Here is a 23,716-nt window from a genome sequence, read left to right as displayed (position 1 = left end):
GCGTCGCCGGCCCGGCACGCTCCGCCGCGGGCGGCGGCGGTCGGACCGGAGCCCGCCAGCCTCAGGGAAACGTGAAGGGGCCGGCGGGCAGCGGCCGGCCGGCCCCCGATGGCATCTGGTATCATCTGGCACGCTGCACCACGAACGGTGAAACTCCTAGGCAAGTAAGAAGGGACCATCGCCACCATGCGCAAACTGCTCATCCTCATCGCCGCGCTCCTGATCACGGGCGCCACCGCCCAGGACTACGTCTTCGGCATCGTCTACGACGCCGGCGGCAAGTTCGACCGCTCCTTCAACGAGAGCACCTGGACCGGCGTCCAGCGCGCCCAGCAGGACCTGCAGGCCGACGGCTACGAGGTCGAGGTGATCGAGTTCGAGGGCACCCCCGACACGGCCGCTGAAGGCCAGCGCCGCATCGCCCTCGAAGGCGCCGAGCTCCTCATCGCCCCCGGCTTCCTCCAGGCCGACGCCATCACGTCGGTCGCCCAGGAGTTCCCGCGCACCTCGTTCGTCATCATCGACGCCGTCTCCGACGGCGACAACGTGCGCAGCGTCCTCTTCAAGGAGCAGGAAGGCTCGTTCCTCGTCGGCTACGTCGCCGGCAGCCTCACTCGCACGGGCGTCGTCGGCTTCGTCGGGGGGATGGACGTGCCCCTCATCCGCGCCTTCGACCTCGGTTACCAGGAAGGCGTCAAGGCGGCCTGCGCCGACTGCACGATCATCAGCAACTACGTCGGCGTGACGCCCGACGCCTGGAACGACCCCGCGCGCGCCAAGGAGCTCGCCAGCACGCAGAACGCCCAGAACGCCGACATCATCTTCGCGGCCGCCGGCGCCTCCGGCAACGGCGTGATCGACTTCGTCAACGAGAAGCAGTGCTTCGTGCCGTCCGGCGCCACCCGCGCGACCCCCATCGACGCCCAGCTCGAGGGCATCGCCAAGCCCGCCGGCTACGACGCCAAGTGCGGTGGCAACGCCAAGCCGATCTTCTTCATCGGCGTCGACAGCAACCAGAACCCGCTCGGCGACACCGATAACGACGCCACCACCCTGAACTTCGGGCTGACGAGCATGCTCAAGCGCGTCGACAACGCCGCCTACGACTCCGTCATGGACGTCGTCAACGGCGAGTTCGCCGGTGGCATCCTCAACCTCGGCCTGGCCGAGGGCGGCGTCGACTACGCCCTCGACGAGTACAACTCCGCCCTCATCCCGGCCGACCTCGTCGAGAAGGTCAACGCGGTCAAGCAGCAGATCATCGACGGCGCGATCGTCGTCACCGACTACCGCCTGCAGTAAGAGCCGGGTAGCGTTCCCCCGGGAACCGAGCGCGGAGGCCATCGCAGCCTCCGCGCTTCTCCTTGCATGCCGCCGACCTGCTATCCTGATGGGCGGCTGTGTGGGCGATCTGGTCGCGACGCGCGCACGGCGCGGGCACGGCGCCCCTACGGGGCGCACGGCTCACGCGCACGCGTATCGAGGAAAGTCCGGGCACCACAGGGCAGGGTGCCAGCTAACGGCTGGGCGCGTAAGGCGACGGCAAGTGCAACAGAAAGCAGACCGCGTCCGCGTTCGCTCAGCGGCGAGCACGGGCGTAAGGGTGAAACGGTGCGGTAAGAGCGCACCAGTGCCCCTGGTAACAGGGGCAGCTAGGTAAACCCCACCCGGTGCAAGGTCCGATAGGGAGAGAGAGCCTGCCCGGCTCGTCAACATCTCCGGGTTGACCGCTAGAGGTGCGCGGCGACGCGCGCCCGAGATAGATGACCAGACGCCTCGCCACCAGGCGGGGCAGACAGAACCCGGCTTATCAGCCCACCAGCCTGGAGAGCGGCCCCGTTGCGGGGCCGCTCTCCTCATAGCGGGCCCCGCAACGGGGCGTGGTGGGAGACATCACACATTCTCGGCGATCTTCAAATCCTTAGTGGGAAAGTGTGGGAGGTTGTGGTAGAGTCGCGCATCCGTCAGGCGCCTGCGGGCGCGGACCTTCAAGTCCGCACCGATCGGGCGCCCGAGTCCGTCGGGGGCGGGCGGGGCCACTGCGAGGAGCGCGCGTCAACCAATGCCGTTCGGGGAGCACCAGTACAACGTCGACGACAAGGGACGCGTGATCCTGCCCCCCGCGTTCCGGGACTTCGTCGCGGACGGCATGGTCATCACCCGCGGCCTCGACAACTGCCTCTTCGTCTTCCCGCTCACCGCCTGGGAGCGCATCGAGAAGCGCCTCGTCGAGCTGCCCCTCACCGACCCGGAGTCGCGCAACTTCGTGCGTTTCTTCTACTCGGGCGCGGCGAAGGCCAAGCTCGACTCGGCGGGCCGCATCAGCCTGCCGGCCCCCCTGAGGAGCTTCGCGAAGACCGAAGGCAACGTGATCGTCGTCGGGGCTCCCAACCGCCTCGAGATCTGGAACGAGCAGCTCTGGCTCGCGAACTTGGGAGCCGTGCAGGAGAACCCGCCGGCCCCCGAGCTCCTCAGGGAGCTGGTGGGATGAGCCTGACGGAGGCCTCCCCCACCCTCACTCCCGCGCCGCACGTGAGCGTCATGGCGGCGGAGACGCTCGCGGCCCTCGCCGTGCACCCGGGCGCCTGGTACGTGGACGGCACCTTCGGCGCCGGCGGGCATACGCGGTTGCTCCTGGAGCGCGGCGCCAACGTGCTCGCCATCGACCAGGACCCGGCCGCGGCCGGTCACGTCGCCGCGCTGCGGCGCGCCGGTCTGCCCGGCGAGCTCCGGTTCGTGGCCGGGAACTTCAGGGACGTCGAGAGCCTCACGGCTGCCGAGCTCGGCAACGCCAGGGGCATCGCGGGCGTCCTGCTCGACCTCGGCGTCTCCTCCATGCAGCTCGACGAGGGGGGGCGCGGCTTCGCCTTCCGCCACGACGGCCCGCTCGACATGCGGATGTCCGCGACGGGCGAGAGCGCGGAGGACGTCGTGAACGACTACTCCCTCGAGGACCTCGCCGCCATCATCTTCCGGTACGGCGAGGAGCGCCACAGCCGCCGCGTCGCCAGGCGCATCGTCGAGGCGCGTGAGGGCGGACGCATCCAGACGACGGGTCGCCTCGCCGAGGTGGTGAGCTCCGCGTACCCGCCAGGCCCTCGGCGCGAGCATCCGGCGCGCCGCACGTTCCAGGCGCTACGCATCCACGTGAACGACGAACTGGGCGCCTTGCAGGAGGGCCTCGAGGCGGCGGCCCGCCTACTCGCTCCGGGCGGGCGGCTCGTGGTGCTCGCGTACCACTCGCTCGAGGACCGCATCGTGAAGCAGTTCCTGAAGGACTCGCCCCGCATGAGCGCGCTGACCAAGCGCCCCCTCGAGGCGACGCCGGAAGAGATCGAGACCAACCCGAGAGCACGCAGCGCCAAGCTCCGAGCGGGTGAAAGGGTCAACCAGTGAACGTCCCACTACCGGCTCCGTTCCGGATCGCCTTGCCGGCCTACCTCGTCCTGCTCCTCGTCCTCGCCGTCATGGGCGCGTCCAACCAAGGCTTGTTGCGCCACCAGCTCGACCTGATGGACCGCAAGGAAGAGCTGAGCGCCTCGGTGGCCCGGGCACGCCTGGTGGCTGGCACCGTCACGGCGCCGCAAGCGGTGGCGGCGTGGGCCAGGGCGGCGGGCTTCGTGCCCGTGCCGGAGGGCGGCATAGCGGTCGCCGCGGCCGCGGGCAGCGTCGACGTTCCACCCGTGGAGGGGCCGAGCCTGGAGGTGCGCACGGTATGGCGCTGATCACCCCGAGCAACGCCGGCGCCAAGCCGTTCCGCCGCGGCGCGGCGACGCGCGTCAGGGCGCAAGCCCCCGAGGCCGCAGCGCGCGGCGGTACGAAGCGCGTGGAGCAGGTCGAGCCCGCCTCCATCCGCCTCAAGCGCTCGTGGCTCCTCGTCCCGGCCACCGTTCTGCCGCTCCTCGTCGCGCTCGCGGGCTTCACGCTCCAGCAGCGGGGTTTCACCGACCTCCCCGCCATGCCCGTCGAACAGGTCGTGCGCGGCCGCGTGCTCGCCTCGGACGGCACGGTACTGGCCGAGGGGGCGGCGGGCGACCGGCACTACCCACTCGGCGGCCTCGCCGCCCCCCTCCTCGGCTTCACCGGCGCGCTCCAGCCGGACGGCCGCTACGGGCTCGAGGGAGTGGAGTACACGCTCGATCGCACCTTGGCGAGCGGCCAGGACGTCACCCTGACGCTCGACCCCGTGCTGCAGGCCGCCACGGAGAGCCACCTGGCAGCGGCGGCGCTCGAGCACTCCGCGGAGAGCGGGGCGGCCATCATCCTGGAAGTCGGCACCGGCCGGGTGCTCGCGTCCGCCAGCTACCCGAGCTACGACCCGAACGCCTGGCAGAGCGCGAGCCGCGGCCAGATGCTGAACCGCCCGTTCCAGCAGGTGTACGAGCCGGGCTCCGTCATCAAGCCGCTCGTCGTGGCCGGCCTCCTGCAAGACGGCCTGCTCTCCCCCAACGAGCTCGTCGACGCGCCGATGACGCTGCGCGTCGGCACGAAGACGTTCAGGGACGTGGCGCGCCACGACCCCCTCCTGAGCGTGCCCGACGTGCTCGCCTACTCGAGCAACTCCGCCATGATCGCGCTCGGCTCACGTTTCCAGCCGGCGCAGCTGCACGACTGGATGTGGCGCTTCGGCCTCGGCCACGGCGTCGACCAGGCGAGCGCCAGCAGCCGCAGCGGCATCCTCAACGACTGGGCGACGTGGGTGCCGCAGGACCAGGCGTCCAACAGCATCGGGCAGAACCTATCGGTGACGCCGCTGCAGATCGCGGCCGCCTACTCCGTCTTCGCCAACGACGGCGTCTACGTACCGCCGACGGTCGTGGAGGGCGAGACCCTGCCTGCCCCGCACCGCGTGCTGGCGCCCGAGATCGCTCAGGCCATCAGGAGCATGCTCTCCCACGTCATGGACACGGGCGGCCTGCGCCAGTCGCGCATCCCCGGCATGAGCGTGGGCGGCAAGACGGGCACGGCCGACGTGTACGACCCCGTGGCGGGCACCTACCCTCCGGACGACTACGCCCTCACCTTCGCCGGGATGTTCTCCGTGGAGAAGCCGAAGGTCGTGGTCGTCGTCATGCTGATGAAGCCGCAGGGCGACAGCACCAGCACTTACGTCGCCGCCCCCATCTTCAGGGCCATCGGGAGCGAGGTCGTGGCGCACTGGGGCGTGGCGCCGGTGGCCGAGGCGGTCGCTCAAGTCCGCTGAGCGCGGCATGCGATCACGCACCCGGCCAGCGGCCAGCGCGGCGACCAACTCGCTGGCGGTCGCTCAAGTCCGCTGAGCGCGGCATGCGATCACGCACCCGGCCAGCGCGGCGACCAACTCGATGCGGCATGCCAGTATGATGTGTAAGATAGTCAACATGTGGAGGTTGGTGTCATGACTCTCCTGAGCGTGCGCTCGTTGGTGAGGCTCCTCAACACCGTCGAGCCCGTCGAGGACCTGCCGGACGCCACCGGCATCGCCTTCGACAGCCGCCGGGTCCGGCCCGGCGACGCCTTCTTCGCCTTACCCGGCGAGAGCGGCCACGGCATCGACTTCGCCGACGACGCCGTCGCGCGCGGCGCGGCGCTCATAGTGTCCGACCGGCCTCACCGGCGCGGTCTGCTCGTCGACGACGCGAGGGCCGCCATCCTCGCCCTCGGCCGCGCCGCCAGGGACCGCCTGGCCGGCCCGGTCGTCGGCATCACGGGCTCGGCCGGCAAGACGAGCACCAAGGCCCTCCTGGCCGCCGCTCTCCCGGGGCGGTCCACGCCGGGCAACATGAACACGCACTACGCCATCGCGAGCGCCCTCGTGAGCGCCGCCCTGGAGGACGCCGACCTCCCACCCGATGCGAGCGGCGCGCCGCTCGTCCTCGAGCTCGGGATCGACAGACCGGGCGAGATGACCGAGCTCCTGGAGCTCACCCGCCCCGACCACGCGCTCCTGACCACCGTCGGGGCCAGCCACACGCAGGCGCTGGGCGACGTGGCGGGAGTGGCGCGCGAGAAGGCGCTGCTCCTCGAACGGACCCCCGGCGTCAAGGTCGTCGGGGCCGCCGCCGCGCTCTACCTGGACGCCGCGACGCTGGCGACCACGGTCGTGGTCGACGTGGTCGGCAAGGGCGCCCCCCTACCGCCCGAGTTCGCCGGCGCGGCGGCCAGCGCGGTGGGGAGCGCCGAGGAGCTGCCCGGCGGTCGCACCGCGCTGCGTTGGCGGGACGCGGGCGAGACGGGCGCCGTCACCCTCCCCTGGACGGGGCGCGCCATGGCACAGAACGCGCTAGCGGCAGCCGCGACTGCGACGAGGCTCGGCAACGCCCAGAAGGGGGCGTGGGAGCGCATGGCGCAGGCCAAGCTCGAGCACGGCCGCTTGGAGCGCCACGAGCTCCAGGGCCTGACGCTGATCGACGACAGCTACAACTCCAACCCCGCCTCGCTCGTCGAGGCCCTCGAGGTGTTGCGGGCCGCACCGGCCCCACGCGCAGCGTTCCTCGGCGACATGCGCGAGCTGGGGAGCCTGGACAGGGAGAGCCACTTGCGCGCGGGCGAAGCGACGCTCGGCCTCGACCTCGTCGTGGCCGTCGGGCCTTCCAGCGCGGCGCTGCAGGAGACCAACCCAGCGGCCGTCCACGTGCCGGACGCGGCGGCGGCGTGCGCGCTCCTCGAACGGGTACCGCGCGGCGCGACCCTGCTCGTGAAGGGCTCCCGCAGCGTGGGTATGGAGCGGGTCGCCGAGGCCGCGCGCGCTAGGGCGTCCGCGGGCGCGTGGCGCGCGTCGGGCGAGACCGTCGAAGAGGGGACGTCATGCTGACCACCGTATTGGCCGCCGTCATCAGCCTCGTGCTCACCGGCATCTTCGTGCAGGTCGCGCAGCGGCTCGGTTGGGGCAAGGCGATCCGCGCGCAAGGCCCGGAATCGCACCTGGCCAAGGCCGGCACGCCGACCATGGCGGGGGTGGCGTTCCTCCTCGCCGCCGCCGGCGCCTGGGCCGTCTTCGCGGGCGACGCCATCCGGCCCGAGCTCGCCCTCGTCCTCCTCACGCTCGGCAGCGGGCTCCTCGGGCTGTACGACGACTCCCTCTCGCTGGCTCGCAAACGGAGCCGGGCCCTCGGCCTCGAGGAGCAGAGCCCCGGCCTCATGGCCCGGTACCGCCTGCTCGGCCAGGGCGTGCTCGCGTTGGCGTTCGGCTGGTGGGCGGTGCGCGGCGGCGCCACGCTCTTCGGCGTCGAATGGCTGGATGTCCTGGCCTTCGCGTTCGTGATCGTCGGGAGCATCAACGCCTTCAACTTCACGGACGGACTCGACGGCCTCGCCGCCGGCGTCACGGCCATCGTGCTCGTCTTCTTCCTCGCCTCCCCGTTCGCCGCCGCCCTGCTCGGCGCGCTCCTCGGCTTCCTCTGGTACAACGCCCACCCGGCGCGGACCTTCATGGGCGGGGTCGGCTCCGAGGCGCTCGGGGCGGCCGTCGCCGGGCTCGCCATCCTCCAGGGGACCGTCTGGTACCTGCCGCTCGTTGCCGCCATCCCCGTGCTCGAGGTCCTCGCCGTCGTAGCGCAGGTCGGCTACTTCAAGGCGACGGGCGGCAAGCGCCTGCTGCGCATGAGCCCCCTCCACCACCACTTCGAGCTGAGCGGCTGGAGCGACGCGCGCATCGTCACGCGCTTCCAGCTCGTCACCGCCCTCTGCGTAGTCCTGGCGGTCGCCATCCGCCAGGCCGGTTAGATGCCGGGCGAGGTCCTCGTCTACGGGCTCGGGCGCTCCGGGCTCGCGGTCGTGAAGCGTCTGCGCGCGGCCGGCACCGCCACGGCGTTCTTCGACAGGCGCGGGAGCGGGCAGGACGTCACGGCGGCGCTCGAGGCGGGCGCGCGGAGCGTCGCCGCGGTCGACGGCGGCGGCTTCGCCCTCGCCATCGCCGCCCCGGGGGTGCCCATCGACCACCCCGACCTTGACGCCCTGCGCGCGGCGGGCACGGAAGTGATCGGTGAGGTCGAGTGGGTGTGGCGCACGACGCCTGGCATCTACGTAGGCATAACCGGCACGGCGGGCAAGGGCAGCGTGACGCGCTGGACGGCCGACACGCTCAAAGCCGCCGGTCTGGACGCCGTGGCCGGCGGCAACATCGTCCCCGCGCTCGCCGCCGTGGCCGGGCCCGGGCGCGTCCACGTCGTCGAGATGTCGTCCTTCCAACTCGAGCGTTGCCCCACGTTCGCGCCGGACGTGGCCGTGCTCCTCAACCTCGGCGAGGACCACATCGACCGCCACGGCAGTGTTGCTGCCTACCACGCGGCCAAGCACAACCTCATCGCCAACCTGGGCCCGCGCTCCACCCTCGTCGGCAACGACGACGACCCGGTGCTGCGGCGTTGGGCGGACGCGAGCGCGGCGACCGGCGTGAACGTCAGGCGCTTCTCACTCGAGCGGCCCGCGGCGGCCTACCGGACGCCGGAGGGCATGCTCGTCCTGGACGGCGAGCCCCTACTGCGCGCCGGCGACCTCCACGTGCTCGGCGAGCACCAGGTGGCGAACGCACTGGCGGTCGCGCTCAGCTGCGCCGCCGTCGGCGCCCCGGCCACGGCCATCGCGGCCGGCCTGCGCGCGTTCACCGGCCTCCCGGGGCGCTACTCGGTGGCCGGCCAGGTCGGCAACGTGCGGTTCTTGGAGGACTCGATCGCGACGCGCCCGTTGGCCGTCGCCGCTGCGCTGCGCTCCAGCCCGCGCCCGTTGGTATGGCTGGCTGGCGGTCAGGGCAAGGGCGCCAGCCTCGCCGACCTGCGCGAGCTCGTGGCCGACAAGGTCGACCTGCTCGTTCTCATCGGAGCCAGCGCGGAGGAGTTCCGCTCCGCCTTCGGCGACCTCGTGCCGACCGTCGTCGTGGCGGAGCCGGACGGGCGCGCGGCCATGCGCGCCGCGGTGACCACCGCGCACGCGCACCTGAGCGAGCATCACGGCGGCGCGGGCACCGTCCTCCTCGCCCCGCTCGCCGCCTCGTTCGACCAGTTCGAGGACTACGTCGACCGGGGGGCCGCCTTCCGCGAAGCCATCGGCGCCGTCCGCGCTCCGGCGCGCGTCGGCACGCTCGGTCCGGACGCCTGATGGACAGGCTGCTGCTCAGCATCCAGGTGACGCTCGGGCTGCTCGGCGTCGTGGGCGTGGCGGCAGCCGCGCCCGACGCGGCCCTCGAGCACGGCACGCGCTTCGCCTTCGCGCTGCTCCTCACGTTCGCCGTCGCGCGCCTCCGTGAGAAGCAGGTGCTCAAGCTCTCGCCCTACGCCTTCGTCGCGCTCCTCTTCCTCCTCGTGCTCGTCCTCTTCATCGGCGTCTCGCCGGCCGGCAGCGAGAGCAAGCGGTGGATCCTCGTCGGCGGCGTCAGCCTGCAGCCGTCGGAGCTGATGAAGGTGGCGGTCATCGCCTACCTGGCGGCCTTCTTCCACAACCACCTCGGCAACTGGGAGATCTGGCGACCGATGCTCGTCATCGGCCTGACGGCCGGCCTCATCGTCATCGAACCGGACGTCAGCACGGCCGTGTTCGTGTTCCTGCTCGCCGTCGCTATCATGATCGCGGCCGGCGCCACCCTCACGCGCGTCCTCGCCATCCTGTTCACCGCCGCCGTGACGGCTGCCCTGCTGGCCGGCACGGTCCTCAGCCAGTTCACGTACATCGGCGAGCGCATGGTCGGCTACTTCGACCGGTGGGGGCAGCAGTCGCAGGCAGCGGACCTCTCCTACCAGGCGCTCAGGGCCCTCGACGCCATCGGGCGCGGCGGGGTCCTCGGCGTCGGCACCGGGCGCCGCGTGCCCGTGCCGGAGGCCGACACCGACTTCATCGGCGTGGCCATCGCGCACTCCCTCGGCTTCCTCGGCTCGGTGACGCTGGTGGCCATGTACGCGCTCCTGGCGTGGCACGGCTACCGCATCGCCCGGCGCGTGACGGGCCCGTCGGCGCTCCTCGCGGCCGGCGCCACCGCGTACGTCTGTGGGCAGGCCGGCCTCAACCTCCTCGTGGTGACGGGCATGTTCCCCGTGACGGGGCTGCCGCTCCCGGGCGTCAGCTACGGCCTCAACTCCCAGGTGTCGGTCGCCATCGCCTTCGGCTTCCTGCACACGGCGAGCCGGCTCGCCGAGCCGGCGCCCGCCGCCGTTTCCGAGGGGCCGGAGCCCGGCCGGTTCGCCCCGGCGCCCGCCGCGAGGCACCGAGCGTGAGCGCGCCGCAGCGCCTGCTCCTCGCCACCGGCGGCACGGGCGGCCACATCTACCCCGCCCTCGCGGTCGCTAGGGAGGCCGCCGCGCGCGGGGCCGAGGTGGCGCTCATCGGCGGGCTCGGGGGCATGGAGGAGCACCTCGCCGGCGAGGCCGGGGTCCAGTTCTTAGGGGTCGCCACGGGCAAGTGGGACCGCCAGCGCCCCGACCCGCGGCAGGCGCTCAAGGCCGCGTCCGGTCTGTCGCAGGCCGTGGGCCTGGCGCGGAGGTTCGCCCCGGACGTAGTGGTCGGCTTCGGCGGCTTCGCCTCCATGCCCGGGTGCTTCGCGGCGTGGCGGTTGCGCGTCCCACTCGTGCTGCACGAAGGCAACGCGTTCCCGAGCCGCGTCAACCGGTGGTTCGCGCGCGCCGCCAGGCTCTTCGTGAGCGCGCAACCCGAGGCCCTGGCCCATGTGAGGACCGCCAAGTCGCTCGTCATCCCCTTCCCGGTCCGGGAGGAGCGCGTCGAGCGCGCCGCCGCGCGCGCCGCGCTCGGGCTGCCCGGCTCCGCCGTCGTCACCCTCGTGATGGGCGGCTCCCAAGGCTCGCTCGCCCTGAACCGCGCCGTTCCGGACGCGTACGAGAAGCTCGCGAACGCCGGCCGCGCGCCGGTCGTGATCCACTCGACGGGGCCGCGCTGGCTGCCGGAGGTGGAGGCGCGCGCGGCCGCATGGCCCGCCTACCACTCGAGACCGTACGTCGACGCCGTCACCGCCTGGTCGGCCGCCGACCTCGCCATCACGCGCGCCGGGATCAGCACGCTCTCCGAGGCGGCCTTCCACGGCGTCCCCGCGCTCATGGTCCCCTTGCCGACGGCCGCCGAGGACCATCAGTCGCATAACGCCCGCGCGGTGGCGAACGCGGGTGCCGGGTCGCTCGTCGAGGAGAGCGAGATCGCCACGGCCCTGCCAGAGGCCTGGACGCGCGCGCTCGACCCGGAGTGGCGCCGGGCCGCGGCCGCGGCCGCGGCGGCGCGGACCCCGGCGGGCGCCGCGCGTCGTATCGTTGACGCCGTTTTGGAGACCGGAAGAGAGAGATGACAGACCTAGACATAGAGACGGCACGCGGCGGTTCCGGCGGCGGCCAGCGGATCCACTTCATGGGCATCGGCGGCGTGAGCATGGCCGCCCTGGCGCGCTGGTGCCACGAGGAGGGCTTCGCCGTCAGCGGCTGCGACGCCGGCGGCGGTCCGGTGCTCGCCGAGCTCGAGGCGCTCGGGATAGCGACGTGCGCCGGACACGACCCGCGCCACGCGGAGACCGCCGACATCGTGGTTCATAGCATGGCCGTTCCGTACGACCACCCCGAGCTCGAGGCCGCCAGGGCCGCGGGCTGCAAGGTCCTGCGCCGCATCGCGTTGCTCGGTGAGCTGTTCACCCGCCGCAGCGCCGTCGCCGTCACGGGCACGAACGGCAAGAGCACCACCACCGCCATGGTGGCCACGCTCCTGCTGGCCCTCGACGAGGAGACGTCCGTGCAGCTCGGGGCCTCCCTCCCGATCATCGGCGGGAGCATGCGCTACGGGAAGGGCAAGTGGCTCGCGGCCGAGGTCGACGAGTCCGACCCCGGCTTCGCCGACCTGGTCAGCGCCGTGGCGGTCATCACGAACCTCGACGACGACCACGTCGCCGGCGAGTACGACGAGCGCCGCAACTACCACGCCTCCTTCGAGGACCTGCAGGCCGCGGCGCTGCGCTTCGCGCGCGCGGCCGAGAAGCTCGTGTACTGCGGCGACTGGCCGGGCCTTCGCGAACTCGTCGGGGCGCACGAGCACGCCGTGAGCTACGGCACGGGCGCGGGGTGCGACTACCGCATCCGCGCCGTCCACCTCGCCGCCGCCGGCAGCAGCTTCGAGCTGGTCGCCCCCGGCCTCGGCGTCCTCCGGGTGGAGCTGTCAGTTCCCGGCATGCACAACGTGCTCAACGCCACGGCGGCGCTGGCGGCCACCCACCTGGCCGGCTTCGACCCGCGCCCAGCCCTGGGCGCCCTGAAGGCCTTCACGGGGGTCGGCCGCCGGTGGCAGTCGTACGGCGCCCTGAACGGCGCCAGCATCGTCGACGACTACGCCCACAACCCGGCCAAGGTGGCGGCCACCCTGAAGGCCGCCCGCGCCACGGGCCTCAAGGTCCGGGCGGTGCTGCAGCCGCACCGCTGGGTGCGCACGGCGCGCCAGTGGCCCGCCCTCGCCAAGGCCGCCGCGCTCGCCGACGAGGTGGTCGTGCTGGGCGTCTACGGCGCGGGCGAGCGACCCATCGAGGGCGTGTCGCCTGAGCTGATCGCCGAGCGGGTGAGGGAGCTGGGCGTGCCCGCGCGCATCACCGACGTGGTCGGCGCCGAGGAGTACCTGGCCGCCACGGCCGCGCCTGGCGAGCTGCTCATCACCCTTGGCGCCGGCGACGTCTGGCGCGTGGCCGCCGGCCTGGCGGCGCGCGCCGGCTCCGGCAGCGGCGCGGACGCCACCGCGACGACGGAGCGCTGAGCGCGTGGCGCCGGCGGCCACGACCGGTCCGCGGGTGAGGCGCGTGCGGCTACGCGACTACACGACCTTGCGCGTCGGCGGGGAGGCCGAGCTCTGGGAGGTCGAGAGCTCGAACGACCTGCGCGAGGCGACCAGCGAGCCGTTCCTCGTGCTCGGCTCCGGCGCCAACCTCCTCGTGGCGGACGGCGGCGTCGCCGAACGCGTCGTGCGCCTCGGCCGCGCCTACAACTCCATGCCCGACTTCGCCGCCGGCGCCGAGACGTGGGTCGGCGCCGCCACCCCCTTGCCCGGCCTCGTGAGGCGCGCGCAGCGAGCCGGCCTCTCGGGGCTCGAGGGCCTGTCCGGCGTCCCCGCCGTCGTCGGCGGGGCGGTGGCGATGAACGCCGGCACGCGGTTCGGCGAGATGTCAGGCGCGGTGGCGGCCGTCGAGCTGTTCGTCGGCGGCGGCCTCGAGGTCGTGCCGGCGGCGGAGCTGGGCTTCACGTATCGCCACACGGACCTGCCGCCCGGCGCCGTCGTCACGCGTGCGCTGCTGCGCCTCGCGCCGTCGACGCCCGAGGCCGTGGCCGCGTCCATGGCGGCAGTCGACGCGGCCCGGGCCGGGCAGCCGAAGGTCAAATCCGCCGGTTGCGCGTTCAAGAACCCGGCCGGCGCCTCGGCCGGCAAGCTCATCGACGAGGCCGGCCTCAAGGGCCTGCGCGTCGGAGACGCCATGGTCTCGTTCGAGCACGGCAACTTCATCGTCAACGCGGGCGAAGCGACGGCCGCGGACGTGACGGCCCTCCTCGCCGAGGTGCGCTCGCGCGTGCCCGTGCCCCTCGAGCTGGAGTGGCGGCGCTGGGGGTTCTGACGTGCGGCGCTTCGGTCTGGCACTGCTCGTCCTGCTGGCGGCGCTAGTCGTGACGAGCCTCTTCGTGCCCAAGGTCGCCGTCGTGGTGGTGGAGGGGAACGTCCATCACGACGCCGCCACCGTCCAACGCCTGGCGAACGTCGCGGCGGGCGACCCCTTCCTCTGGGTTACGGCTACGCGGGTGCGCGCCCTCGGCGAAGACCCATGGGTCCTGAACGCCATCGTCGTCCGGCAGTGGCCCGACCGGGTGACCATCGGCGTCCGGGAACGGACCCCGGCCCTGACCGACGGCGTGACCACGTGGGCCGACGATGGTACAGTCCTAAGCGGCGCGACCCCGGCGGAGACGACGGGGCTGCCGAGGCTCGAAGGCTGGGGTCCAGGGCGCGTGGAAGAGGCGCTGGTGCTCCTGAGGCTGCTGCGGCCTTTCGGCGTGCTGGTGATAAGCTACTCGCCGGAAGGGTTCGACATCCTGATGGATGGCACGCAGCTGTTCACGCCGAGCGCAGAGGCTCTGCGCGAGCATTGGGCGGCATTCGTAAGCCACCGTGGGGGCCGCATGGCGGTTTACCCCTGGGGAGTGAGCAAGGCACATGAGTGACGAACGCATCATCGTCGGGCTCGACATAGGCACGACCAAGATCTGCACCGTCATCGGTGAAGTCGCATCTGACGGCGTTCTCGACATCATCGGCGAGGGCACGGTGCCTTCCGACGGCCTACGCAAGGGCGTCGTCGTCAACCTTGAGCGCACCATCGCCGCCGTGCGGCAGTCGGTGGCGGCCGCGCAGCGCGTCGCCGGCGTCGAGGTGCACTCGGCCTGGGTGGGCGTGGCCGGCAGCCACCTCAAGGCGCTGACGAGCCACGGCATGACCGCCATCCGCCGCGGTTACGACGTGACGAGGACGGACATCGACCGCACGATCGAGAACGCCCGCGCCGTGCCGCTCGAAGCGAACATGGAGATCCTCCACGTCATCCCGCAGGAGTACGTGGTAGACGGCAACGACGGCATCAAGGACCCGCTCGGCATGTCCGGGGTGCGCCTCGAGGTCGACGTGCACATCGTGGCCGGCGCCCAGGGCCCGCTGCAGAACCTCAAGCGCTGCGCTACGGACGCCGGCGTCGAGGTCGACGGTCTGGTCGTCCAGGCGCTGGCCTCCGGCCTCGCCGTCCTCAACCGCGGCGAGCAGGAGCTGACCACGCTCCTCATCGACATCGGCGGCGGCACGACGGACATCGGGGTCTTCCGGCGCGGCACCCTCGCGCACTCCGCCGTCATCCCGCTCGGCGGCGACCACATCACGCAAGACATCAGCCAGCTCCTGCGCATACCGCCCGACGAGGCCGAACGCGTCAAGCGCCGCTACGGCGTGGCCCTGCCGGAGCTGGCCGACCGCGACGTAGAGCTGGAAGTCGCCAACCCCAGCTACACGGCGAGCATCTCGACGTTCGAGCTGGCGCAGGTCATCCGCCCCCGCGTGGTCGAGATCCTCGACATGGTCCGCTCCGACATCGAGCAGCGCATGGGCGCCCTCGAGCTCCTGGCCGGCAACGTCGTCATCACGGGCGGCGCGTCGCTCATGCCCGGCGTCGAGCAGGTGGCCAACGACCGCTTCAGGCTCCCCGTCCGCATCGGCAAGCCCGACGGCGTGAGCGGCCTCTCCGACGTGGTGGCCAGTCCGGCTCACGCCACGGCCGTCGGACTGGTACGGTACGGGATGGCGCACGGCCCCATCCTCGCCCCCGTGGTCCGCCGGCAGCGCTCGACGACGAGCGAGGCCGTGGAGACCGAGAACTTCTTCGGGCGCGTACGCAAGATCCTCAAAGACTTCTTCTGAGGTCGGCAACGGAAAGGCGGGCTAAGGCGATGTACAACGTGGACAACGCAGTCATCCGGGTGATCGGATTGGGCGGCGGGGGCAACAACGCGGTCAACCGCATGATCGAGACCGGGCTGCGCGGGGTGGAGTTCGTCGCCGCGAACACCGACGCGCAGGTGCTCGCCACGTCTCTCGCCGACGTGCGCATCCAGATGGGCGACCACCTGACCAAGGGGCTCGGCGCCGGCGCCAACCCCGAGGTCGGCGAGAAGGCCGCCATCGAGGACCGCGACCGCATCGCCGAGGCACTCCGCGGCTCCGACCTCGTCTTCATCACGGCGGGCATGGGCGGCGGCACGGGCACCGGCAGCGCGCCCATCGTCGCCGAGGTCGCCCGCGAGCTCGGGGCCCTCGCCATCGCCGTCGTCACGTCACCCTTCCAGATGGAGGGACCGCGGCGCATGGCACAGGCGCAGGAAGGCCTGAGGCGCCTGGAGGACAAGGTCGACGCCCTCATCGTCGTCGAGAACCAGCGCCTCCTCTCCGCGCTCGACCGCAAGGTGCGCCTGCAGGACGCCTTCCGCGTGGCCGACCGCGTCCTGTACCACGGCGTCCGCGGCATCTCCGACGTCATCAACGTGCCCGGCCTCATCAACGTCGACTTCGCCGACGTCAAGGCGCTCCTCCAGGGCGCCGGCACCGTGCTCATGGGCATCGGCGCCGGTCGCGGCGAGAACCTCGCCGACGACGCGGCCGAGAGCGCCACGCACTCTCCCCTCCTCGCCCGCGGCGTCGAGGGCGCGCGCAACCTCCTCATCAACATCACGGGCTCCGAGAGCCTCGCACTCTTCGACGCCCACGAGATCGTCAACAAGATCAGCGAGGCCACGGAAGTCGACGAGCCCAACGTGCTTTTCGGGATCACGTTCGACGAGGACGCCGGCGACGAGGTGCGCGTCACCGTCATCGCCGCCGGCTTCGACCAGGCCCCGCAGACGCGCATCCTGCGTCCGACGCACCTGCGCGGCGGGCTCGGCGGCGCCAACAAGACCTACGACCCGAGCAACTTCGACATCCCGGCTTTCCTCAGGTACAACCCTGACGCCAACGACAACTGAAGAGCGCGCCGCGCGGGTCCGCATGCGTGACGTGAAGTTCCGCGGCAGGCTGTTCACGACCGCCGTCTTGGACGGGCGGTGGGAGGTCGTGGAGCATCCCGACGCCGTGGCGATCGTCGTGGCCCGCGGTCGCGAGGTGCTCGGCGTGCGCCAGGCGCGACCGGCCATCGGCGCGACGACGTGGGAGATACCGGCCGGCCTCATCGAGCCCGGGGAGGCGCCCGAGAGGGCGGCCGCGCGCGAGCTCGCCGAGGAGGTCCAGCTCGGGGGCGAGCTGGCGCTCGTCTCGCGCCTCTACTGCTCGCCCGGCTTCAGCGACGAGCAGGTGTACCTCTACGAGCTCACGAACGTCCGCCAGGCGCACGGCACGCCGGACGAAGGCGAGGTGCTCACCAGCGAGTGGCGCGACGCGCTCGAGGTGTGGCGCAGCGTGCTGGCGGGCGCCGAGGCGACGTCGGGCGTCACGCTGCTCGGGCTGAGGCACGTGTTGGCGCGCGCCGGCACCCCCGTGTGACGCGCGCAGCGACCGTCACGCACGCCACCCTGACCGACGTCGCGGCCAGGGGCGGGGTGTTAAGCATCGGCAACTTCGACGGCGTGCACCTCGGGCATAGGCTCCTCCTCGGCCGCATGCGCGAGGTGGCGCGCGAGCGCGACGTTCCCAGCGTCGTCGTCACGTTCTTCCCACCCGCTCGCGTCCTCTTCGGCGGCGGCCAGTACCTCATGACGCCGGCGGAGAAGCTCGTCGCGTTGCAGGAGTACGAGCCGGACGCCGTCGTCAGCATCCCGTTCGACCGCGGCTTCGCCGAGACCGACAAGGAGGCGTGGCTGGAGCAGCTGGCCGGCCTCGAGCCGAGCCTCATAGTGGTGGGTCAGGACTTCCGCTTCGGCAAGGGCCGCGTCGGCGGGCTGGACGACCTGGGGCGTGTCGCCGCCGCGCTCGAGGCTTTCCCCCTCCTGGAGGTCGGTGGCGCCGTCGTGAGCTCCTCCCGGGTGCGCGAGCTCCTTGGCGCCGGCGACGTGTCCGGCGCGGGCCGGCTCCTCGGCGCCCCCTACCTGGTGCGCGGCGTCGTCACGCGCGGTCAACGGCGCGGCCGTCAGCTCGGCTTCCCGACCGCCAACCTGGCCGTTCCCGCCGGGAAGGCGCTGCCGCGGGGGGTCTTCGCGGTGACGGTCGCGGCGGGTGGGCGCGAGCTGCCCGGCATGGCCAACGTCGGCCCCCGCCCGAGCTTCCCGGAAGCCCCGCCAGCGTTGGAGGCGCACCTCTTCGATTTCGCGGGCGACCTGTACGACACGGAGCTGGACGTGCGCTTCGTTGCGCACCTGCGCGACCAACGGCCGTTCGGCGGCGTCGACGAGCTGCGCGCCCAGCTGCGCCGTGACGAGCGAGCCGCGCGCGCGGCGCTCGGTCTGTAGCCGCCAACGCCGGCCGCTGCCGATCGTCGCCGGCGCGCGGGGTCGCACCCGGCTCCCGCCGAGGCGACGCAGGGCAACCGAGGCAACGCAGGGCAACGAACGTATACTTGGACCCCATGTGGATCTACGGTCGTAACGCCGTCCTCGAGGCCATGCGCGACGCCCAGGTCGAGCGCGTCGCGGTGGCGCGCGGGGTGCAGCCCGGCATCCTCAAGGAGCTGCGGCGCGCGGCCGCGGCGGCCGACGTGCCGCTCGACGAGGTGCCGCGCATCCAGCTCGACCAGGTCCTCAAGACGACTCAGCACCAAGGCGTCGCCGCCCTGCTACCCGAGGTGAGGACGGTCGGTATCGACGCCGTGTTCGACCGGGCGCGCGAGCGGGGCGAGGAGGTCCTCGTCGTCCTCCTCGACCACCTGACCGACCCACGCAACGTCGGCGCCATCATCCGCAGCGCCGAGGCGCTCGGGGCGCACGGGGTGGTCATGGAGGAGCGCCGCTCAGCGCCCCTGACGGCCGTCGTCGTGAAGGCCGCGGCAGGCGCCACCGCGCACGTGCCGCTCGTCGTCGTCACCAACCTGCCCCGCACCATCGAGGAGCTCAAGGAGCGCGGCGTCTGGGTGTACGGCGCCGACGCGGCGGCCACGAGCGCGCCGTCCGACATCGACTGGCGCCGTCCCGTGGCCCTCGTCATCGGCTCCGAAGGCGACGGCATGCGGCGCCTCGTGCGCGAGCGCTGCGACGAGCTCGTGGCCATCCCGCTCGTCGGCAAGGTCGGCTCGCTGAACGCGGGCGTGGCCGCCGGCATCCTGTTGTACGCCATCGGCGCCGGCCGAGCAGGGTGACGGTAGGGTAACGACGAATCCAGTGCGCCGGAGCGGCGCGGAACGGTAGTCCTCACGTGGCCAGACCCCTGAAGAGCAGTGATCTCCTCACCCTGCGCACGGTCTCCGACGTCCAGGTCTCGGCCGACGGCCGCCTTGCGGCGTGGGTACTCACCGACGTCGTGCCGGCCGTCGGCGACCCCGAAGCCGCGGGCGGCAAGCCCTACACGCCGCCCCGTTACCGGAGCCGCGTCCACCTGCGCCCGCTCGAGGGCCTCGGCAGGCGCAGGCCGACCGAGTTCACCCGCGGGGAGTACGCGGACAGGTCGCCGCGCTTCTCCCCCACCGGCGACCGGCTCGCCTTCCTCCGCACCGGCGAGGCCGGCGCCCCGGCTCAACTCCACGTCATGCCGGTCGGCGGCGGCGAACCCGAGCGGCTCACGAGCCACAAGGCGGGCGTGGCCGCGTTCGCCTGGGCGCCGGACGGCAAGCGGATCGCCTACCTGAGCCTCGGCGAGCACGATGACCTGGGCGCCAAGAACGGCCAGCCGCGGCGCATCACCAGGCGCTACTGGCGCGGGGACGGCGTCGGCGTCGTACCAAGCACGACCAGCCAGCTATACGTCCTGAACCTCGCCAAGGGCGAGTCGCGCAAGGTCACGGACCTTCACGAGTCGCCGCGGCTCATGGCGTTCGCACCGGGAGGCGCGGCGGTGTGGCTCGCCGTCCCGGCCGGCGAGCGCTCGGCCGGCGAGTTCCGTGCCGACATCGCCCTGCTCGACCTGAAGACGGGCACGGCGAGCGTCCGCGTCGAGGACGTCGTCGGCTTGTCGTCCTTGCAGCCTTCTCCCGACGGCGCCTGGCTGGCGTACACGGCCAGCCAGCGCCAGGACGACGTGGCGGCCGAAGGCGGGGTCTGGCTCCTCGACGCGCGCGGGCCGCGCGCCAAGCCCCGCCTCCTCTCGGGCGAGGTCGCGACGCCCCCGAGCGCCGGGGGCGACAGCCGCTTCGGCGCTTACCCGTTCGGACCGGCGTGGAGCGAGGACGGCTCGGCGCTCACCGTGCTCGTGAACGCCGCGGGGGCGAGCGGTCTGGCGCGCCTCACCCTCGACGGCGCGCTCCAGCCTCTCGCGGACGCGCTCGGCGCCGACTCGACCTCGGCCGCCAAGGCCAGGCCCGGCACGCCGACGGCAGGCAAGAGCTCGACCGTCGGGACCGCGTCCATCGCGGCGAGCGGGCGCGTCGTCACGGCCTTCGCGGCGCCGACCACCGCCGGCGGCGTGGCGGCGCTCTTCATCGCCGAGACGCCCGACACGCCGGGCGAGGTGAACGCCCTCCTCGCGGACGGGCGCGAGGTACGGCTCAGCCACGCGAACGACGCCTGGCGCAAGCGCCTCGAGCTCGCGACCCCGGCTGGGCCCTTCACGGCCGGCGACGCCGAAGCGCAGTTCTGGGTCCTCGAGCCCGCCAAGCCCCGCAAGGACGGCGCCGCGGTGGTCGAAGTCCACGGCGGTCCGCACACGAACTACGGCTACGGCTTCCAGCTCGAGTTCCAGCTCCTGGCGGCACGGGGCTACGCCGTCATCTTCGGCAACCCGCGCGGGAGCAGCAGCTACGGTCACACGTTCGCCACGAGCATGCTCGGCCGGTACGGGTCGGTGGACGCCGACGACGTCATGGCCTTCGCGGAGGCCGGTGCCGCGCGCCTCGGCCGCAAGAAGACCCCGCTCCACCTGACCGGGGGCAGCTACGGCGGCTTCATGACGAACTGGCTGGTCGGCCAGACGACGCGCTTCCGCTCCGCCGTCACCCAGCGGAGCATCTGCAACTGGACGAGCATGTACGGCACCTCGGACATCGGCCCATGGTTCGTCGAGCGCGAGCTCGCCGGGGTGCCGTGGGGCGACGTGGAGGCGCTCTGGCGCCAGAGCCCCATCCGGTACGCCGACAAGATCGAGACGCCCCTCCTCATCGTGCACTCCGAGGAGGACTACCGCTGCCCCATCGAGCAGGCGGAGCAGCTCTTCGCCGTGCTCAAGCACCTCGGGAAGGCGGAGACGGAGCTCTTCCGCGTGCCGGGCGAAGGCCACGAGCTCTCCCGCTCGGGCAGGCCCGACAGGCGGGTCGCGCGGCTCGAGGCCATCGTTGGTTGGTTCGAGGCTCACCCCTGACCCGCCAGGCATGTGCTACAATTCGTCGGTTGACACCTTGGCCGGTATCGACTCGAATAGCAAGCGGATCCGGCTCGGGAACACACGATCTGAGAGGTAGACCAAAGATATGCCGATGAACGCGGAACAGAAGCTCGAGGTCATCGAGCGTTACGGTAAGGACGCGCAGGACACCGGTTCGGCCCCCGTGCAGGTGGCGCTCCTGACCAAGCGCATCGAGGAGCTCAGCGCCCATCTCCAGAACCACAAGAAGGACCATCACGGCCGCCGCGGCCTGCTCATGATGGTCGGCAAGCGCAAGCGCCTCCTCTCCTACTTGGAGCGCACGGATTACGACGCGTACAAGGAACTGATCGCCAACCTCGGACTCCGCCGCTGAGCCGGCAGCCGAGAAGGATCATCCCTGCCGGACGAGGTCGAGGCCACTGCACGGCCGCCCCAGATGGACCGTGCGGCTCATACACCAGAGGCGCCTTCGCGAGCGCCACTGACTGAACTTGGCACCAGCGGCGAGGCCAACCCACGGCCTCGCCGTTCACACATGGCCGGCAAGGTCATGACAGCGGGCATCGAAGCGGAAGAGAGCGAAGGAGAGACAGTGAACCTACCCAACCACCACCGGTACATCACCCAGTTCGGCGGCCGCGAGCTGGTCATCGAAACGGGCAAGCTCGCCAAGCAGGCGGCCGGCAGCGTGACCGTGCGCTACGGCGACACGCTCGTGCTGGTCACGGCGCAGATGAACGACAGCGCCTCCCCCGTGCCGTTCCTCCCCCTCACGGTCGAGTACGAGGAGCGCCACTACGCCATCGGCAAGATCCCCGGCTCGTTCATGCGCCGCGAGGGCCGCCCCGGCATCCAGGGCACGCTCAACGCGCGCATCGTCGACCGCCAGATCCGCCCCCTCTTCCCCAAGGGCCTGCGCAACGAGGTCCAGGTCATCGTGACCGTGCTCTCGGCCGACCAGGTCAACGACCCGGCGCCGCTCGCCGCCATCGGCGCCTCCGCCGCCCTCTCCATCTCCGACATCCCGTGGAACGGCCCGACGGCCTGCTGCACCGTCGGCTACGCGGACGGCCAGTACGTCGCCAACCCCAGCATGCGCCTCCTCCACGAGGGCGGCTCCCAGCTGGAGCTGACCGTCGCGGCGAGCAAGGACGCCGTGCTCATGGTCGAGGCGGCCGCCAACGAGCTCGGCGAGGACGTGATGGTCGGCGCCATCGAGTTCGCCCAGGCGCAGCTCGCCCCCGTCGTGGCGCTCATCGAGCGGATCAAGAGCGAGATCGGCCAGGCCAAGAAGGGCTTCACCCCCGCCGTAGAGCTCTCCCAGGCGGCCCTCGAGGGCGTGCGGCGCGGCGCGGCCGGCAAGCTGCGCGCCGCCCTCCTCACGGAAGGCAAGCACGAGCGCTCCGAGACCGTCAAGGCGCTGCGCGATGCGATCATCGCCGAGCTCGTCCCCGACGCCACGGCCGACGGCGCCGCCGCGCTCGTCGAGGAGTACAAGGTCGCGTTCGACAAGGTCGAGCAGGCCGAGCTGCGCCGCCTCATCCTCGAGGAGAACCTCCGCGTGGACGGCCGGCGCTCCGATCAGGTGCGGCCCATCTGGATCGAGACAGGCGTGCTGCCGATGGCCCACGGCTCAGCCGTGTTCACGCGCGGCGAGACGCAGGTCCTCGGCGTGGCGACCCTCGGCACGGGCCGCGATAACCGCCTCGTGGACGACCTCAGCCTGGACTCCAGCGAGGAGTTCATGCTGCACTACAACTTCCCGCCCTTCTCCACCGGCGAGGTCAAGCGCCTCAGGGGGACAGGCAGGCGCGAGCTCGGCCACGGCAACCTCGCGCGCCGCGCCCTGCTCGACGTCATGCCGAGCCAGGAGGAGTTCCCTTACGTGGTGCGCGTCGTCGGCGAGACGCTCGAGTCCAACGGCTCGTCCTCGATGGCCACGGTCTGCTCCGGCTGCCTCGCGCTCATGGACGCCGGCGTGCCCCTCAGGGCCTCCGTGGCCGGCATCGCCATGGGCCTCGTGATGGAAGGCTCGTCCTACCGCATCCTCACGGACATCCTCGGCTCCGAGGACGCCCTCGGCGACATGGACTTCAAGGTCACCGGGACGGCGGAGGGCGTGACGGCCCTGCAGATGGACATCAAGATCGGCGGCATCACCGCCGCCGTCATGCGCGAGGCCCTCGCCCAGGCGCGCATCGGCAGGCTGCACATCCTCGGCGAGATGGCGAAGGCCCTCCCGGCCGCGAGGAGCGAGATCTCGGCCCGCGCCCCGCGCATCCTGCAGGTCAAGATCCCGGTCGACAAGATCGGCACGGTCATCGGGCCCGGCGGCAAGCAGATCCGGGAGCTCGAGGCCATGGGCGCGACCGTCGAGGTCCAGGAAGACGGCACCGTGCGCATCTACTCCGAGGACTCCACCGCCGCCAGGGCCGTCAAGGCCCAGATAGAGGCGCTCACCGCCTCCGCCGAGGTCGGCAAGGAGTACGACGGCGTGGTTGCCAAGACGACGGAGTTCGGCGCCTTCATCACGCTCTTCCCGGGCACTGACGGCCTGCTGCACATCAGCCAGATCGCCGAGGAGCGCGTCGAGAACGTCGAGGACTTCCTCAAGCAGGGCGACCGGCTGAGGGTCAAGGTCAACGGCATCGACGAGCGCGGCAAGATCGACCTCGTGCGCCCCGAGCTGGAAGGCAAGATCGCCCCGCGCGGACCGCGACGTGGTCCAGGCGGCGACCGCGGAGAGCGACGCGACCGGAACAGCCGCGACCGCGGCCCCCGGCGCGACCGCTTCTAAGACGAAATCAAGCAG

Annotated in this window: 21 protein-coding genes and 1 other RNA gene; all 22 read left to right on the top strand. The window is 72.1% G+C overall.

Annotated features, from left to right (window positions below):
- Positions 1-186 precede the first annotated feature (186 nt).
- The gene (locus M9914_02570) at positions 187-1,302 is read left to right on the top strand and encodes a BMP family ABC transporter substrate-binding protein (protein MCO5173048.1); all 1,116 of its coding nucleotides are present in this window, start codon (positions 187-189) and stop codon (positions 1,300-1,302) included.
- Between the two features lie 97 nt (positions 1,303-1,399).
- Positions 1,400-1,825, top strand: an RNA gene (gene rnpB / locus M9914_02565) — RNase P RNA component class A.
- A 237-nt stretch (positions 1,826-2,062) separates the two neighbouring features.
- Positions 2,063-2,491: a division/cell wall cluster transcriptional repressor MraZ gene (gene mraZ / locus M9914_02560; protein MCO5173047.1), complete on the top strand. Its 429-nt coding sequence runs from the start codon at positions 2,063-2,065 to the stop codon at positions 2,489-2,491.
- A complete protein-coding gene (rsmH, locus tag M9914_02555) occupies positions 2,488-3,396 on the top strand; it encodes a 16S rRNA (cytosine(1402)-N(4))-methyltransferase RsmH (protein MCO5173046.1) in 909 nt (302 codons plus the stop codon). Before mraZ ends, rsmH begins: the two co-directional genes overlap by 4 nt.
- The gene (locus M9914_02550; protein ID MCO5173045.1) at positions 3,393-3,725 is read left to right on the top strand and encodes a hypothetical protein; all 333 of its coding nucleotides are present in this window, start codon (positions 3,393-3,395) and stop codon (positions 3,723-3,725) included. Before rsmH ends, M9914_02550 begins: the two co-directional genes overlap by 4 nt.
- Positions 3,716-5,203, top strand: a complete 1,488-nt coding sequence (locus M9914_02545) for a penicillin-binding protein 2 (protein ID MCO5173044.1) — start codon at positions 3,716-3,718, stop codon at positions 5,201-5,203. Before M9914_02550 ends, M9914_02545 begins: the two co-directional genes overlap by 10 nt.
- 174 nt (positions 5,204-5,377) lie before the next feature.
- Positions 5,378-6,793, top strand: coding sequence for a Mur ligase family protein (locus tag M9914_02540; GenBank protein MCO5173043.1), 1,416 nt, complete (start codon positions 5,378-5,380; stop codon positions 6,791-6,793).
- Positions 6,787-7,704, top strand: coding sequence for a hypothetical protein (locus M9914_02535; GenBank protein ID MCO5173042.1), 918 nt, complete (start codon positions 6,787-6,789; stop codon positions 7,702-7,704). The genes M9914_02540 and M9914_02535 overlap by 7 nt, the downstream gene beginning before the upstream one ends.
- Entirely contained in the window at positions 7,705-9,075 is a 1,371-nt protein-coding gene (murD, locus tag M9914_02530) for a UDP-N-acetylmuramoyl-L-alanine--D-glutamate ligase (protein MCO5173041.1), read from the top strand.
- Positions 9,075-10,184: an FtsW/RodA/SpoVE family cell cycle protein gene (locus M9914_02525; protein ID MCO5173040.1), complete on the top strand. Its 1,110-nt coding sequence runs from the start codon at positions 9,075-9,077 to the stop codon at positions 10,182-10,184. The genes murD and M9914_02525 overlap by 1 nt, the downstream gene beginning before the upstream one ends.
- A complete protein-coding gene (murG, locus tag M9914_02520) occupies positions 10,181-11,260 on the top strand; it encodes an undecaprenyldiphospho-muramoylpentapeptide beta-N-acetylglucosaminyltransferase (protein ID MCO5173039.1) in 1,080 nt (359 codons plus the stop codon). The genes M9914_02525 and murG overlap by 4 nt, the downstream gene beginning before the upstream one ends.
- The gene (gene murC / locus M9914_02515; protein MCO5173038.1) at positions 11,257-12,699 is read left to right on the top strand and encodes a UDP-N-acetylmuramate--L-alanine ligase; all 1,443 of its coding nucleotides are present in this window, start codon (positions 11,257-11,259) and stop codon (positions 12,697-12,699) included. Before murG ends, murC begins: the two co-directional genes overlap by 4 nt.
- A gap of 43 nt (positions 12,700-12,742) precedes the next feature.
- Entirely contained in the window at positions 12,743-13,549 is an 807-nt protein-coding gene (locus M9914_02510) for a UDP-N-acetylmuramate dehydrogenase (protein ID MCO5173037.1), read from the top strand.
- Position 13,550: 1 nt separating this feature from the next.
- The gene (locus M9914_02505; protein ID MCO5173036.1) at positions 13,551-14,150 is read left to right on the top strand and encodes an FtsQ-type POTRA domain-containing protein; all 600 of its coding nucleotides are present in this window, start codon (positions 13,551-13,553) and stop codon (positions 14,148-14,150) included.
- Positions 14,143-15,390, top strand: coding sequence for a cell division protein FtsA (gene ftsA / locus M9914_02500; protein ID MCO5173035.1), 1,248 nt, complete (start codon positions 14,143-14,145; stop codon positions 15,388-15,390). Before M9914_02505 ends, ftsA begins: the two co-directional genes overlap by 8 nt.
- A 38-nt stretch (positions 15,391-15,428) precedes the next feature.
- Positions 15,429-16,490 carry a cell division protein FtsZ gene (ftsZ, locus tag M9914_02495; protein MCO5173034.1) on the top strand — a complete coding sequence of 354 codons (1,062 nt, stop codon included), beginning with the start codon at positions 15,429-15,431 and terminating at the stop codon, positions 16,488-16,490.
- 22 nt (positions 16,491-16,512) lie between these two features.
- Positions 16,513-17,004: an NUDIX hydrolase gene (locus M9914_02490; GenBank protein ID MCO5173033.1), complete on the top strand. Its 492-nt coding sequence runs from the start codon at positions 16,513-16,515 to the stop codon at positions 17,002-17,004.
- A complete protein-coding gene (ribF, locus tag M9914_02485; protein ID MCO5173032.1) occupies positions 17,001-17,906 on the top strand; it encodes a riboflavin biosynthesis protein RibF in 906 nt (301 codons plus the stop codon). The genes M9914_02490 and ribF overlap by 4 nt, the downstream gene beginning before the upstream one ends.
- Before the next feature lie 116 nt (positions 17,907-18,022).
- Positions 18,023-18,748 (top strand): 23S rRNA (guanosine(2251)-2'-O)-methyltransferase RlmB, encoded by a 726-nt coding sequence (rlmB, locus tag M9914_02480; protein MCO5173031.1) that lies wholly within the window; start codon positions 18,023-18,025, stop codon positions 18,746-18,748.
- Positions 18,749-18,804: 56 nt separating this feature from the next.
- Entirely contained in the window at positions 18,805-20,898 is a 2,094-nt protein-coding gene (locus M9914_02475) for a S9 family peptidase (GenBank protein ID MCO5173030.1), read from the top strand.
- A 109-nt stretch (positions 20,899-21,007) separates the two neighbouring features.
- Positions 21,008-21,277: a 30S ribosomal protein S15 gene (gene rpsO / locus M9914_02470; GenBank protein MCO5173029.1), complete on the top strand. Its 270-nt coding sequence runs from the start codon at positions 21,008-21,010 to the stop codon at positions 21,275-21,277.
- Between the two features lie 219 nt (positions 21,278-21,496).
- Positions 21,497-23,701: a polyribonucleotide nucleotidyltransferase gene (gene pnp, locus M9914_02465; GenBank protein ID MCO5173028.1), complete on the top strand. Its 2,205-nt coding sequence runs from the start codon at positions 21,497-21,499 to the stop codon at positions 23,699-23,701.
- Positions 23,702-23,716: the final 15 nt, after the last annotated feature.

Source organism: Trueperaceae bacterium (genome assembly GCA_023954415.1).
GTDB lineage: Bacteria > Deinococcota > Deinococci > Deinococcales > Trueperaceae > JAAYYF01.
This window is presented reverse-complemented; position numbering and strand designations above follow the sequence as displayed.

Excerpts from the sequence above, each read along its gene's own strand:
- M9914_02570 (MCO5173048.1), top strand. The coding sequence starts at position 187 with ATGCGCAAACTGCTCATCCTCATCGCCGCGCTCCTGATCACGGGCGCC.
- mraZ (MCO5173047.1), top strand. The coding sequence starts at position 2,063 with ATGCCGTTCGGGGAGCACCAGTACAACGTCGACGACAAGGGACGCGTG.
- rsmH (MCO5173046.1), top strand. The coding sequence starts at position 2,488 with ATGAGCCTGACGGAGGCCTCCCCCACCCTCACTCCCGCGCCGCACGTG.
- M9914_02545 (MCO5173044.1), top strand. The coding sequence starts at position 3,716 with ATGGCGCTGATCACCCCGAGCAACGCCGGCGCCAAGCCGTTCCGCCGC.
- M9914_02540 (MCO5173043.1), top strand. The coding sequence starts at position 5,378 with ATGACTCTCCTGAGCGTGCGCTCGTTGGTGAGGCTCCTCAACACCGTC.
- M9914_02535 (MCO5173042.1), top strand. The coding sequence starts at position 6,787 with ATGCTGACCACCGTATTGGCCGCCGTCATCAGCCTCGTGCTCACCGGC.
- murD (MCO5173041.1), top strand. The coding sequence starts at position 7,705 with ATGCCGGGCGAGGTCCTCGTCTACGGGCTCGGGCGCTCCGGGCTCGCG.
- M9914_02525 (MCO5173040.1), top strand. The coding sequence starts at position 9,075 with ATGGACAGGCTGCTGCTCAGCATCCAGGTGACGCTCGGGCTGCTCGGC.
- murC (MCO5173038.1), top strand. The coding sequence starts at position 11,257 with ATGACAGACCTAGACATAGAGACGGCACGCGGCGGTTCCGGCGGCGGC.
- ftsA (MCO5173035.1), top strand. The coding sequence starts at position 14,143 with ATGAGTGACGAACGCATCATCGTCGGGCTCGACATAGGCACGACCAAG.
- M9914_02490 (MCO5173033.1), top strand. The coding sequence starts at position 16,513 with ATGCGTGACGTGAAGTTCCGCGGCAGGCTGTTCACGACCGCCGTCTTG.
- rlmB (MCO5173031.1), top strand. The coding sequence starts at position 18,023 with ATGTGGATCTACGGTCGTAACGCCGTCCTCGAGGCCATGCGCGACGCC.
- rpsO (MCO5173029.1), top strand. The coding sequence starts at position 21,008 with ATGCCGATGAACGCGGAACAGAAGCTCGAGGTCATCGAGCGTTACGGT.